The sequence below is a fragment of the Cryobacterium sp. CAN_C2 genome, assembly GCF_015751745.1.
Lineage (GTDB): Bacteria > Actinomycetota > Actinomycetes > Actinomycetales > Microbacteriaceae > Cryobacterium.
This window is the reverse complement of the sequence record NZ_JADOUX010000002.1, coordinates 22,697-36,307: the sequence shown is the minus strand read 5'-3', so window position 1 is coordinate 36,307 and position 13,611 is coordinate 22,697. Positions and strand designations below refer to the sequence as shown.

Below are 13,611 nucleotides of genomic sequence, written 5' to 3'. Positions count from 1 at the left end.
GGCGCTCACGTGGTTTCCTTCCGCTGGGTGAACTTCAGGAACGTGAAGGAGAGGATGAACGTGGCCAGGGCCAGCACGACGGAGAACGCGGCCGCGAGATTGAAGTTCGGGATGGATGAGGTCGAGTAAACCGTCAGGTTCGGGGTGAACGTGCTGGTCACCGCGGAGCTGAAGCTGCGGAACACCTGCGGTTCGGCGAGCAGTTGCAGGGTGCCGATGATGGAGAAGATCGCGGTGAGCACGATCGCGGGCATGATCAGCGGGATCTTGACCGACCAGGCGATCCGCAACTGGCCTGCCCCGTCGAGGCGGGCTGCCTCGTAGAGTTCCGTGGGGATAGCCAGCAGAGCCGAGTAGATGATGAGCATGTTGTAGCCCACGTAGACCCAGGTGACGACGTTGGCGATCGACCACAGCACCAGGTCTGCCGAGAGAAAGTTGATATTCTCGGTGACGGCGCGAAACGGCGACAGGTTGGGCGAGTAGAGGTATCCCCACATGATTGCCGCGATGACACCCGGCACGGCATACGGTACGAAGAAGGCGAGCCTGAAGAAGCGCTTGCCGCGCAGCAGCGGTGAGTCGAGCAGCAGCGCGAACAGCAACGCCAGGCCGAGCATGACCGGCACCTGTACGACGCCGAACATCAGTACTCGGCCGATCGACTGCCAGAAGGGCCCGTTCTGGAAGACCAGGATGTACTGGGTGAAGCCACCGAACACCTCGGTGGCCGCGCCGAAGGTGCCCTCGCGCTTGATCACCAGGAGGGATTCGTAGACCGCGTAGCCGATCGGCACAAGGTAGAACAGTCCGAACAGGATGCCGAACGGGAGCACGAAGGCGAGGATCGCCCCTTTGTGCTGCACCCGCACCTTCGACGCGCGTGGCTTCTTGGTCCTGGATACCCGGGCTGCACTGCCCTGGGCATCCGGGGACAAAGCGGCTGATGCGCTCATGATGCGGTGTCCTCTCTGATGACGCGAACGGCTCCGGCCGGCACGCGCACGACGTGGCCGATCGGATCACCGGTGATGAGGTCGTGGCCGGTTGCCGGCAGGGTGAGTTCGGTGCCGCCGTGGTTGATGATGAACAGGTAGCTGGCGGTGTCGCTCGTCCGGCGTACGACCTCGACCGTGCCGTCGCTCTCCGGGCCGATTGCGGTGACCCTGGCCTGCTGAGCGATCGTGCGCATCTGGTCGCGAAGGGCCTCGGCGTCGAGAGCGGTGGCCAGGTACCAGGCGGTGCCGGCGCCGTGACCGTTGCGGGTGACGGCCGGGATGCCGGGAAGCGGGCCGTCCAGGTAGCTGGCGATCACCTCCGCTCCGGTCGGGCGGAGCCGTTCGACCCACAGGCTCGCGGTGGCACCGGAGTCGAGGGTGACCTGCCGGCCGGGCGCCAGCGGGGCGAACTCCTCGACGGTGATGCCGAGCAGGTCCCGGAAGGCGCCGGGATACCCGCCGGTGCGCACTCGGTCGTCCTCGTCGACGATGCCGCTGTAGAAGGTGACGAGGGCGTGGCCGCCGCCGGCGACGAAGTCGGCGAGGTTCGCGGCCTGCCCATCGGTGACCAGGTAGAGGGCGGGGGCCACGACAAGGCGGTAGCCGGAGAGGTCCGCGTCGGGGGAAATGACGTCGACCGTGATGCCCAGCTCGTGCAGGGCAGTGTAGGCGGTGAGCACCTGATCGAGGTAGCGCACCTCGTGCGACGGACGGGACTCGCCGTCGCCGGCCCACTGTGCCTGCCAGCTGAAGATGATCGCGGCATCCGCCACGACGGTGGTGCCCGCGAGCTCTCCCAGCCGGTCGATGGCCGCGCCCAGTTCGACCACGTCGCGCCAGAGCACCGTGTCGGTGCCGGCGTGGGGCAACAGAGCGGAGTGGAACTTCTCCGAGCCCTGCAGCGAGGCCCGCCATTGGAAGAAGCAGACCGCGTCGGCGCCGCGGGCCACGTGGGTGAGGGAATTGCGTGCCATCTGGCCCGGCGTCTTGGCCAGGTTGACCGGCTGCCAGTTGACCGCGCCGGTGGAGTGTTCCATGAGCAACCAGGGTTTGCCGCCGGCCAGGCCGCGAGTGAGGTCCGCGGCGAAGGCCAGTTCGGTGGTGGGGTCGGCCAGGCGGATGTCGAGATAGTGGTCGTTGGCGATCACGTCCACCTCGGGGGCCCAGGACCAGTAGTCGAGATTCTTGATGTGCGTGGTCACCATGAAGTTGGTGGTAACGGGCACCGCGCTGAGGCGGCGAAGCACCGCGGTCTCACGGCGATAGTACTCGAGTAGTTCGTCTGAACTGAATCGGTGGAAGTCGAGGACCTGGCCGGGGTTACGGCTCGAGAGAGTGATGCGTGGGGTGAGGATCTCGTTCCACTGGCCGTAGCGCTGGCTCCAGAACGAGGTGCCCCAAGCGGCGTTCAGCGCGTCGATGCTGCCGTACCGGTCCTGAAGCCAGGTGCGGAAGGCGGCCGCGGTGTCGTCGCAGTAGCAGAGGGCATTGTGGCAGCCGAGTTCGTTGGACACGTGCCAGAGCGCGATGGCCGGGTGCCTTCCGTAGCGTTCGGCGACCTTCTCGACCAGGGCGAGGGCGCGCTCGCGGAACACCGCGGAGCTCGAGCACCAGGCCTGGCGACCGCCGGGGAATCGGGTGGTGCCGTCCTCGGCCATCGGGAGCATCTCGGGGTGCAGCGTGGTCAGCCACGGCGGGGGCGATGAGGTTCCGGTGCCCAGGTTGACGCGGATGCCGCCGGCGTGCAGCAGCTCGATGATCGCGTCGAGGGCGGCGAAGTCGTACTCCCCCGGGCTCGGTTCGAGCTGGGACCAGCCGAAGATGTTGATGGCGACGAGGTCGACTCCCGCCTCCTGCATGAGGGCTACATCTTCCACCCAGACCTCTGGGCTCCACTGCTCGGGATTGTAGTCACAGCCGAAGGCGATGCCCTCGTGGCTGAACACGGTGGCAGGACGCAAGCGGACCGCGGTTGTTGCTCCCGGATTCATGTGCTCCCTGACCGTGCTTTCGTTTCTCTCGACGTTGCTCTGTGAACGAGCACAGCGTAGGAAGTGACAACTTCGCGTTGAGATTCTGTGAACGTACACAGAGTAGGTATTGGCTCGCGCCCGTGTCAAGCGGAATCGGCGAAACCGGGGGCTACAGTTATCAAATGGTGACCGTTCCGACTCGACGCAAGCGTGCGACCATCAACGATGTCGCCGTGGAAGCCGGCGTGTCCCGCGGCACGGTGAGTCGGGTGGTCAACAACGAGCCCTACGTCTCCGAACAGGCCCGCACGGCAATTGAGGCGGCGATCGAGAAGGTCGGCTACGTGCCGAACAACGCCGCCCGCAGTCTGGTCATGCAGCGCTCGCAGGCGATCGGGTTCATCGTGCACGAACCGCACTCCCTATTCCTGGATGATCCCAACATCGGCGGCATCCTGCTCGGCGCCAACTCCGTGCTCTCCCGCGCCGACTATCAGATGGTCAGTCTCGTGATCGATTCCCAACGTGATACCGACCGGGTCGCCCGCTATCTGAGCGGCGGATTCGTCGACGGGGTCATCATGGTCTCGGCGCGCTACGAGGATCCGATGACCCGCGTCGTGGAGAAACTGGCAATGCCCGCTGCCTTCGTCGGGCATCCGCCCGACCTGCGCCAGCTCCCCTTTGTGGGAATCGACAACCGCCGCTCGGCGCGCGCGATCACCGAACGCCTCATCGGCACGGGGCGCCGGCGGATCGGTATGATCGCCGCCGCGCTGGACCGGGACTCCGGCGCCGATCGCCTGGCCGGTTTCACAGATGCCCTCGGTTCCCGCTTCGACCCGGCCCGCGTGGCGCGCGTGGCGCTCTACACCTTCTCGGACGGCGCAGACGGAATGCGCGCCCTGCTGGCTGTCGACCCTGACATCGACGGGGTCTTCGCGGCCTCTGACGCCGTTGCCGCCGGCGCGCTCGAGGCGCTCCGCGATGCCGGGCGCAGCGTGCCGGGTGACGTGGGGATCGTCGGGTTCGATGACAGCACCTGGGCGCTCCGCACCCAGCCGCAGCTGTCCACCGTGCACCAACCGGCCTTCGGACTCGGGGCCGCGGCTGCCGAGTGCGTGCTCGGCCAGCTGCGCGGCGAGGAGCAGCCGGCCGACGGCATCCTGCTGGAGACCCCCATCGTCTGGCGCGATTCCGCCTGATCGCCTGCCGGGGTTCATCGTCGCGAAAACCGGGGCCAGGAACGGCTCCCGCTGCCCCGCGCCCAGTAGTCGGTCGGCGCTGGCGGTGGTGGACAATCCCCCCCGTTTGGCCATCATTTTGCCCTTGATTGATTAAGCCAGCAATCACGAAGTTCTCCAGTGGCTTCACGAAGTTCTCCAGTGGCTTCACGAAGTTCTCCAGTGGCTTCACAGTGAAGAGCGCAATACCTTCTCTGTCGTGGGCCGAGCACGGCAAAATATACCTATTTGAGAAAGACCTAGATTGAGCCCTGAAACCCTGTATGAAGCAGGAACATCACTGGGGTTGTCAGACACCCTTTGGCGCGCGGCCGAGAGTGACCGCCTGTCTCGACCTGTCCTCGAAAAACGGCCGCCCGTTCTGTGTACCGGCGTAGAGGTCGAAATCTGGCACCGCAGCATCGTGCGCCGCCGCATCTTGCACTTTGTGCGTCGTTGCACTTAGTGTAAGCAAGTGTCTTCCCTCAACATCGCCCCCGATCGCCGTGCCGAGCTCAAAGCACGGTACCGTCAGGCCATTCTGGATGCCGCCGACTCCCTGATCCGGGAGCGGGGTAAACCGCATTTCAGTGTCGACGAACTCGCTGAGCGTGCCGACGTCTCCCGTCGAACCGTGTTCAACCACTTTTCATCGCTCGAGGACGTGATCATGACGACCTGCACCCGGCTGCTGAGCGCAACCGTCGACGAGTTCCGTGCGGCGACGGCGTCGACTCCCGCAGGAGACGGTACTCGAGAAAGCCTGTTTGAGGAGATCACCTCGGCGCTTCGTCACGTCGATCTGCCACCCGTGGTCGCCTACCTTGCCGGCGTGCTCACCGCGGAGGGTGAGACGGGTCGTTCCCAGCACGGCATCGGCGACGTCTTCACCCGCACCACCGAGCAGCTCTCAATCGAGATCGCCGAACGAACGAACGCGATCGACGAATTCGAAGTGGCGGTCCTCGTCAGCTCCGTGATGAACGGCATCGCCGTGGTGTCTGGCCATTGGTTAGCCCGCACGGCCGGGGCGCTCGACTCATCCTCGCGCACCGTGTGGGACGAGCTGCTCGACCGTCTCATCTCCACCCTCTGCACTGGTTACGAAACTCCCGATCATCAAGAAAGAACCTGATCAATATGGCATCCCTCCTCTACCGACTCGGTAGGTTCTCCGCGCGCCGAGCGTGGCTGGTCATCGTCGCGTGGACGGCCATTCTCGTTCTCGCCGGCGGTGCGTTCGCACTCTTCGGCGGAACGCTCACCTCGGCCGTCAGTATCCCCGGCACCGCCACCCAGAAGGTCAGCGACGAGCTCGCCGCGAAATTTCCGTCAGCCAGCGGTGGGCGGGGCACTGTCGTGTTCACCACCACTGACGACTCCACGTTCACGGCGGCGCAAAAAACCGCCATCGGAGACCTGCTCCGGAGTACGGTGGATCGCAACAATGTGAAATCGGCGACGAACCCCTTTGACACCCAGTCCCAGATCGATGATCAGGCGGGGCAGGTCATCAGCGGCCGGCAGAAAATCACAAATGGAACGGCCCAGATCAAGGCGGGGCAGGTGCAGATTGACGCGGCCATGGCCCAGGCCGATGCCGGTCAGGCGCAGCTCGATGCCAGCCGCACCCAGGCGGAGTCGGCGGGGCAACTCGCCGCCGCTGCGCCGCTGCTCGATGCGCAGCAGGCCCAGATCGATGCGGGCCGAACGGCGATTGCCGGGCAGCAGGAGACTCTCGATGCGAGCCGCACCGAACTCGAGGCGCAGAGCACCACGCTCGAGCAGGGAGCCGCTCTGCTTGACCTGGCTGCAGGCATCCGTCAGGTATCGACCGATGAGACGACCGCCGTCGCGAGCGTCCAGTTCGACACGTCGCTCAACCAGGTGCCAGCCGAATCGAAAAACGCCGTCGTCGCGGAGCTGAACGACGCAGGAATTGACGGCGTCACGGCCGAGGTTTCCAACGACATAGCCGCCAGTATTCCCGAGATCCTCGGCCCGGGCGAGATCGGCGGTGTGATTGTTGCGGCCGTCGTGCTGTGGGTCATGCTCGGCACCCTGATCGGTGCGGGGCTCCCGTTGCTAAACGCACTGATCGGGGTGGGCGTCGGCGTGCTCGCCTCGCTTGCACTGTCCGGAACCGTCGAGATGCTCTCCGTTACCCCGGTTCTGGGTGTGATGCTCGGGCTCGCGGTCGGGATCGACTACTCGCTGTTTATCCTCAACCGGCATCGAACCCAACTGCGCAACGGCCTGGAACTGCATGAGTCGATCGGACTGGCCAACGGCACATCCGGCAACGCGGTCGTGTTCGCTGGCGCCACCGTGCTCATCGCCCTGCTCGCCCTCAACCTCACCGGCGTACCCTTCCTCGGGCTCATGGGTACGGTGGGCGCCGTCTGCGTTTTCGTCGCGATTCTCATCGCGATCACCCTGACGCCGGCGATGCTGAGCGTGGTCGGAACGAGGATCCTCACGAAGAAGGCCCGCGTGCGTGCCGGCAGCACCGACAACCACGCCCGGGTGCCCGCCAAACCGATGAACACCGTGCGCGCCGTCGTGACGGTGGTCGGCGGTATCATCGTGCTGCTCATCGTGGCTATCCCCGCACTCTCGATGCGCCTCGGGCTTCCCGCCGGCTCCTCAGAACCGCTCAACTCAAGCGCCTACCAGGCCTACAAACTCGCTGACGAAAAGTTCGGTGCCGGAGTGAACGGCCCGCTGCTCGTGGTCGCAGACCTTGATACGGCCATCACGGCAGACGATCTGGTCGCGGAACAGGTGCGCATCGGCGCCGCTCTAAAAGCGGAGAACGACGTCGTCGCCGTCGCGCCGATCGGAGCATCCGACGATGACCTGCTGCTCGCGTTCCAGGTTATCCCCGCGGAGGGGCCGACCAGCGAATCGACCGAGCAGCTCGTTCGGGACCTGCGCGGTCTCGAGATTGACGGTGTCACAGCCCTCGGTGTCGCAGGCAACGCATCGGGCAACATCGATGTGAGCGAAAAACTCGCCGCAGCGCTTCCGCTGTACCTTCTCGTTGTCGTGGGGCTCTCGGTGATCATCTTGATCTTCGTGTTCCGTTCGATCCTGGTGCCGGTCACCGCGACGCTGGGCTTCGTGCTGTCTCTGTTCGCGTCCTTTGGGGCAATCACGGCGGTCTTCCAGTGGGGCTGGCTCGGGGTGGTGTTCGGCATCCACGATCCAGGGCCGATCCTGAGCTTCTTGCCCATCCTCGTCGTTGGTGTTCTGTTTGGACTGGCGATGGACTACCAGCTGTTCCTGGTCAGTGGCATGCGGGAATCGTACGTTCATGGTGCCTCGGCCCGCTTGGCTGTCCAGCGCGGTGTTCACGCCGGGCGTACCGTGGTCATCGCCGCCGCCCTCATCATGGCCTCGGTCTTCTCTGGCTTCATCTTCTCGAACTCGGTGATGATCCAGTCGATCGGCTTCGGGCTGGGCATCGGGGTACTGCTCGACGCGTTCGTGGTGCGGCTGCTCATCATCCCGGCCGTGATGCACCTGGTGGGCGACGCGGCCTGGTGGCTGCCGAAGTGGCTCGACCGCATCCTGCCCAACATCGATGTGGAAGGCGCTTCGCTCGAACGGTTGCACCCCGTCGTGCCCGTGAGCGAACCCGAGCGCGTCACGACGCCGATTGCCTGACCTGCTGTCGGGCGACGGATCTGACTCTGTCGCCCGGCGGGCCCGCTCCCGAAGAACTTAGGTAATGCGGGTGCATGCTCCGGGGGCCGTGACGTTCTCACCCTGTTCCGCGCGCAGCGGAACCCGGATTCACCGATAAAATAGAAGTCACCTGCACGAGGAAGTGGTGGCGCAATCATTTGGAACCGGTCCCGGCGTCGTGCTGACGCTCACGCGCACGCCAGTGAACCCGACGTGAACGCTGAGCTGCCCGACCTTGAGCGTACGGTCGATGAAGGCTTGCTCATCGCCTTGTCGGCCGTGCGGATGGCCGTGAAGAATGACATTATCGTGGGCGCACTGCGCGAGCACTTCGACTACGACCCCGGGCGTTACGCCGACAACGCCCGCAGCGAGCTGCATCGCCTGGCTCGGCAGAACGAAGAGTATGCCCGGCGGGTCAGCCGGATGGGTCGGGATCTCGCGGCAATGAAGTGGCGGTTGAGCCTCACCGACGACCAACGACACGACCTGAAGCAGTTCGCCCTAAGATTTCGCGTGCACGAGCGATTGACACTCGCTCTCGATGCCGTGGCCGATGACGATGAGCAGGTGGCGCGGATCGTGGCGAGTGCACAACAGTCGGCGAGCGAGGAGGTCAGCTCAGCGGTCTCCTCGAAGCTCATCGAGCTGGCCGTCGACCAGCGCGAGCCCGACTACGCCGAACATCGCGGCGAACGTCTGGAAGCATTCGTTCTCATCAACCTGGCTATTCTGAAGTCCAAGCACGACGCGGCCACCAGCCCCGAATTCAACGAGTACTGAAGTCGGTGATCGTTTGGGCCACCAGCTGGTCGAATGTAGGCGTACTGAGCAGGGCGAAGAACACGACGTTGCAGACGACAGTGGTCCAGAATGCCTCGCGAAAGCTCCTCTTCTGGGTCTTGTGCCGCAGAACCTGCTGCGCCACGATCGCGCCCGGCCAACCGCCGATGAAGCCCCAGAACAGCAGCATGCGTTCCGACACCCGCCAGCCGCCGAACCTCGCCCGGCGCTTATCGACGCCGTAGAGGGCGAAACAGATCAGGCTGGTGACGAGGTAGAGCACGGCCACCCAGAGCGGTCTTGGCCAGTACACGGCGCCGACCAGGTAGAGCACCGCGAAGACGGCGATCGCGAGGTAACTGCCACGGCCCGCAGCACGGCGGGAGCGGGCGATGACCATGACCCCATGCTAGAGGCTACAGACGAGGCAGAAACCGTTGCCAGAGACGACGGTGGGTGCCCGTGACGCAGCCGCGGCACGGCTGCGGGGCGACGTCGCCCTAACGTGAGGCGTGCCGTCATCCCGACCACGCGACGATCGGGTGTGGTGCGCGAATGCCGCGCACCACACCACCGGTGACGCGCACGTCGAGCACGCTCGGCGCTGGCACGAGTGGAAGGGAGGAAGACTCTGTCGAAAGCGTTTGGAGTACCACTAGTACCCTGATCTGTCGAACTTGCTGTTGTTTGTTACCGATATTCCGGGTTCGGCTCAAACCCGAAGCGTTCGCCGCGGTCCCAGTCCCGGAGCAGGTTGCCGAATGCCGGGATGCCGCCGTTCTTCTTCAGGATCGAGGCGAGGTGCATGAGGTTCCAGCTCATGAAGGTCGTGTTGCGGTTGGTGAAGTCGTTCTGCGGTCCGCCCGATCCCTCGTCGAGATAACTGGGGCCGGGACCGATCTCGCCGATCCAGCCGGAGTCGGCGGCGGGCGGAATTGAATAGCCAATGTGCTGCAGGCTGTAGAGCAGGTTGGACGTGCAGTGTTTCACGCCATCTTCATTGCCGGTGATGATGGCGCCGCCGACCTTGCCGTAGAAAACATACTGGCCCTTGTCATTGAATTCACCCGAGTGAGCGTACAGCCGTTCCACGACGCGCTTGGTCACCGAGCCGTTGTCGCCGAGCCAGATCGGCCCGGCCAACACGAGGATGTCTGCGGCTTGCACCGTCGTAAACAGCGACGGCCAGGCATCCGCTTGCCAACCGTGTTCGGTCATGTCGGGGTAGACGCCGGTGGCGATGTCATGGTCGATGGCGCGAATCAGGTCGACCTGCACGCCCTGCTCGCGCATGATCCTCGCGCTGAGGTCAACGATGCCCTGGGTGTTGCTGACTTCGGGGCTGCGTTTGAGGGTGCAATTGATGAAGACGGCGCGCAGGCCGGAGTAGTCGAAGGATTTCCGCTGGGCACCACTCGTCTCGTTCACTCACTGAGTAAACCATTCACTGATACGGGAAAAAAGGGGGTTGATTTCGGTGCCGGTGGCGCGCTGCACCGCAGCGCGGCGCGGGAAGCCCCCGATAACTGGTATAGTTTTCAAGTTGTCTCCGGCTCTACTGTTCGCGGGATTGACATGCGCTCGTAGCTCAACGGATAGAGCATCTGACTACGGATCAGAAGGTTGGGGGTTCGAATCCCTTCGGGCGCACAGCTAAACCCGTCGCACAAGCCTTATTACGTGTCAGACGGGTTTTTTTCGCGCAGCTGCGTGTCGTTACGCGGCGAAGGCTTTTCTTGGCAGGTCGCGTTCACCGCCATCAGGGTGTCGATCGTCTCGTCCGAGACGTCGGCCATAGTTCCAAAAGCGACGAGCCCGGCAGCACACGCAGGTCACCAGCGACCACGGCTCCGGCGATACCCAGATCTGCAATGCGCTCGGCGCAGCGCGCGTGCAGGGTGAGTTTGGCGCCTTCCTGGCTCAGAATCTGCTAAATTTCTCGGCCCAACCCCCCAGCGGCTCCAACGATAAGAACGGATGAGCCGGCGAGGGAAGTCACACAGTCAGACTGGACGGTATGCCCTGTGGTTGCGCACGAATAACAATTCCATCCCCGCGCTGGGATAGCATCGGTCGAAGTGAGCAAAATTCACTAGTTTGAATTCGTTTGATTCTCAGAGGAATCCGGTACAAGGTTGCGTCCGAGTTTCTCACCGGGCAATGTTCGGGCGCCCGGTGAGGAAGGCATTCCTGCGAGGGATTGCCTCGGTGGGACGAGGGGTAGGGCCCTCGTTCCATCGCCCCCTACCCTCCAGGTCTACTGACCGAGTCGTCCCCCAATGCGCCGCGGCAATCAACTCGCAGTTTGTCGCACAAAAGCGTCAGCTGCGTCAGCTCGTCGTCGGTGAGGGTTTCGCCAATGCGCACGGCAATGGAGTCCATGTGGTCAACGGCAACTCGCCGAAACAGGGCGAGGCCGACATCCGTCAACTCGATGATGGTACCGCGACCGTCGTCCGGGTCGGTGTGCTTGTGCAGATAGCCCCGGGACACGAGCCGGTCAACGAGCCGGCTCACGCTCGGCTGGGTCAGGAGCACGTGTTGGTTGAGATCACGCAGGCGGATGTGCCGGTCCGGCTGCCGCGACAGGTTGAACATCACGTCGTACTCGTTGAGCGAAATTTCCTTGGAGGGAAAATTCGCCGCGAGGCTGCGCATGATGGCGACCTGGGCGCGAAACAGGGATTCCCACGCGCTCACCGCGGCCGTTCGATCCACCACCTGCGGCTCCTTGCCTCTTCGAGTTGTTCTCCAAGGATAGAGACTCGGGGAGGTCGCCGGGGAATCGCACATGGCTGCACCGGCAGCATCCGCTCGTGGGGCAATGGTCAGGTGCTTGGCATGAAACTCGCAGGTGATTTTCTTGACGAAAGGTGGCGCCCGTTACCTATTCGTTATATGTTTTAGGTGCGTCAATCGTTTGCTGTGGCGGATGACGTGAAATGTGATTGCAGGACACTCTTGGTGCAAGGGAAGAGGGTCGGTCGTAGCCTCTGCGACTGGCCCTCAATCACTTTAACGCCGCCACCTTCACGCCTCTGTGAGAGACCGAAATTTCTGCCCGGCAACCCCGGCCTAGAACAGGTCGGGGCTCGGCGTGGTCGACTGGCGTATGGCGACGTCCGCGTGGCGGTCGAAGCGGTAGCCGACTCCGCGAACAGTGCGCACGATGTCTTCATAGCGGCCGAGCTTGGAGCGTAGGCGACGAACGTGCACGTCGATGGTCCGCTCGTTCGGGGTGTCTTCCTCGTCGGCGGAGTTCCACAGCGACGAGACGATCTCGGCGCGGTCGATGGTGCGGCCCTCGCGTAGCACGAGGTACTGCAGCAGCTCGAACTCCTTGTAGGTCAGCGCGGCGGTCTCGTTGTCGAGAATGACCCGCTTGCGGGAGATGTCCACGACCACGCCACTTTGGGCACGGTCCAGTTCCTCGGGCTCGGCGCGGCGCTGGGCCAGGGCGGCCGGGTCCTGCAAGGCCAGGCGCACGACGTCCACATCGCGCCCGCCGGCGCCCTCGGGAGCCAGTGCGACGGCGGCGTAAGTCTCGGCCGAGGGAGCTATCTCGGCGGCGAGAGCCTTGAGTGCCTCAACGATGCGGTTCAGGCTCGTGCCGGCTGCGGCCGCCTTGGCCTCGTCGATGCCGACGTAGAGCACGAAACCGCGAGCCTCGGTGCCGGTCGGCACGGCGCGAATTCGCGGGGCGGCAACCGGCGGGACCAGATTGAGTTCGGGGCGGTTGACGTGTGTGGGGCGAGTGGGGTGGATGTGTGCGAGAGACATGGCGTGGGTCCTTGACTGTTCGATCGAAGGGAGCCCGGCGGATGCGCGAAAGCGCGCTTTCCGTAAGTGGAGGCTCCCTGTGGCCCGTGGGGCCGGAGGGCGAATGCGTCAAATCAGCATTCGAGGCGTCGGCCTGACGATGTCAGGCGCAGGACGCGAGGAGGAACGTCTTGGTTAGCGGCACATTCGGCAACAGCGGATGGCGGGGGTGCCGGCCATCATCATGGCGGCAGTCCCGGGGGCCTCAAGGGAGGTCAGGGGGCGTGCGCTGGTTGTCATAACTGCGAGTAAAGCCGAATGTGACGCCGTGTGTCAATTTGATGTCACGGGAAGTCGCCGGATGACGTGCATCACGTTCGCAGGGCCGCGCCCATTTAGGCGATTCCGTGCGCAATCACGTCTTTATGAAATATTCCGTTATGAAGCGTGATTCAATCAAAGATTGTTAATGTTAACCGGGCCTGGCGTGTTGCTGGTCGCAGGACCTACATGCGCTGGTCGGGTTGTATCGGTCAGGTCGTCAGACCAGTCCGTACAATCGGTCGCCGGCGTCGCCGAGGCCGGGCACGATGTAGCCCAGCTCGTTGAGCTTTTCGTCGACGGCGCCCAGCACGATCGTCACTTCGCGGCCGGCCAGGGCTTTCTCAACGGCGGCAAGGCCTTCCGGGGCGGCGAGGATGCAGATCGCCGTCACGTCGACCGCGCCGCGGTCGAACAGAAAATTGATGGCCGCAATGAGTGACCCGCCGGTGGCGAGCATCGGGTCGAGCACAAAGCACTGCCGATCCGATAGATCGTCGGGAAGACGCTCGGCATAGGTTGTGGGCTGTAGAGTCTCTTCGTTGCGGGCCATGCCAAGAAAACCAACCTCGGCGGTCGGCAGCAGCTTGACCATGCCCTCGAGCATTCCGAGGCCGGCGCGCAGAATCGGCACGACGAGTGGCTTCGGGTCGCTGATGCGCACGCCCGGAGCGGCCGATACAGGGGTCTGCACGGTGACAGCCTCCACGCGCACGCCGCGCGTGCCCTCGTACGCGAGCAGAGTCATGAGCTCCTCGACCAGCGATCTAAATAACGGCGACGGCGTGTCTTTATTGCGAAGCACGGTGAGCTTGTGCGTGATGAGCGGGTGGTCGGCAACATGGACTCGCATAGGCTCAATTC

Annotated in this window: 11 protein-coding genes and 1 tRNA gene; 5 read left to right on the top strand and 7 right to left on the bottom strand. The window is 64.1% G+C overall.

Annotated elements, in window-relative coordinates; genetic code table 11:
• Window positions 1-5: 5 nt before the first annotated feature.
• Both IWX77_RS01780 and IWX77_RS01775 read right to left on the bottom strand, forming a co-directional pair.
• Entirely contained in the window at window positions 6-956 is a 951-nt protein-coding gene (locus tag IWX77_RS01780; RefSeq protein ID WP_196842807.1) for a carbohydrate ABC transporter permease, read from the bottom strand.
• On the bottom strand, window positions 953-2,989 hold the full coding sequence (locus IWX77_RS01775; protein WP_196842806.1) for a beta-galactosidase: 2,037 nt from the start codon (window positions 2,987-2,989) through the stop codon (window positions 953-955). Before IWX77_RS01775 ends, IWX77_RS01780 begins: the two co-directional genes overlap by 4 nt.
• A 164-nt stretch (window positions 2,990-3,153) precedes the next feature.
• Here IWX77_RS01775 and IWX77_RS01770 point away from each other — a divergent pair, with 164 nt between their 5' ends.
• The 4 genes from IWX77_RS01770 to IWX77_RS01755 all read left to right on the top strand — a co-directional run bounded on the left by IWX77_RS01770 (window position 3,154) and on the right by IWX77_RS01755 (window position 8,667).
• The gene (locus IWX77_RS01770) at window positions 3,154-4,176 is read left to right on the top strand and encodes a LacI family DNA-binding transcriptional regulator (RefSeq protein WP_196842805.1); all 1,023 of its coding nucleotides are present in this window, start codon (window positions 3,154-3,156) and stop codon (window positions 4,174-4,176) included.
• Between the two features lie 493 nt (window positions 4,177-4,669).
• A complete protein-coding gene (locus IWX77_RS01765; RefSeq protein ID WP_196842804.1) occupies window positions 4,670-5,329 on the top strand; it encodes a TetR/AcrR family transcriptional regulator in 660 nt (219 codons plus the stop codon).
• Between the two features lie 5 nt (window positions 5,330-5,334).
• Entirely contained in the window at window positions 5,335-7,863 is a 2,529-nt protein-coding gene (locus tag IWX77_RS01760) for an MMPL family transporter (protein ID WP_196842803.1), read from the top strand.
• A 234-nt stretch (window positions 7,864-8,097) separates the two neighbouring features.
• Window positions 8,098-8,667 (top strand): hypothetical protein, encoded by a 570-nt coding sequence (locus tag IWX77_RS01755; RefSeq protein WP_196842802.1) that lies wholly within the window; start codon window positions 8,098-8,100, stop codon window positions 8,665-8,667.
• Here the strand turns inward: IWX77_RS01755 and IWX77_RS01750 are convergent.
• Both IWX77_RS01750 and IWX77_RS01745 read right to left on the bottom strand, forming a co-directional pair.
• Window positions 8,654-9,067, bottom strand: coding sequence for a DUF1294 domain-containing protein (locus IWX77_RS01750; RefSeq protein WP_196842801.1), 414 nt, complete (start codon window positions 9,065-9,067; stop codon window positions 8,654-8,656). The genes IWX77_RS01755 and IWX77_RS01750 overlap by 14 nt on opposite strands.
• A 290-nt stretch (window positions 9,068-9,357) precedes the next feature.
• A complete protein-coding gene (locus tag IWX77_RS01745) occupies window positions 9,358-10,095 on the bottom strand; it encodes a flavodoxin family protein (RefSeq protein WP_196842800.1) in 738 nt (245 codons plus the stop codon).
• A 149-nt stretch (window positions 10,096-10,244) separates the two neighbouring features.
• Between IWX77_RS01745 and IWX77_RS01740 the strand changes: the two genes are divergently transcribed.
• Window positions 10,245-10,317: transfer RNA gene (locus tag IWX77_RS01740), tRNA-Arg, on the top strand.
• Between the two features lie 594 nt (window positions 10,318-10,911).
• Here the strand turns inward: IWX77_RS01740 and IWX77_RS01735 are convergent.
• The 3 genes from IWX77_RS01735 to upp all read right to left on the bottom strand — a co-directional run bounded on the left by IWX77_RS01735 (window position 10,912) and on the right by upp (window position 13,600).
• Window positions 10,912-11,388, bottom strand: a complete 477-nt coding sequence (locus tag IWX77_RS01735; protein WP_297412912.1) for a MarR family winged helix-turn-helix transcriptional regulator — start codon at window positions 11,386-11,388, stop codon at window positions 10,912-10,914.
• A gap of 354 nt (window positions 11,389-11,742) precedes the next feature.
• Window positions 11,743-12,447, bottom strand: coding sequence for a winged helix-turn-helix domain-containing protein (locus IWX77_RS01730; protein WP_196842798.1), 705 nt, complete (start codon window positions 12,445-12,447; stop codon window positions 11,743-11,745).
• A 520-nt stretch (window positions 12,448-12,967) separates the two neighbouring features.
• Entirely contained in the window at window positions 12,968-13,600 is a 633-nt protein-coding gene (upp, locus tag IWX77_RS01725; protein WP_196842797.1) for a uracil phosphoribosyltransferase, read from the bottom strand.
• Between the last annotated feature and the right edge of the window lie 11 nt (window positions 13,601-13,611).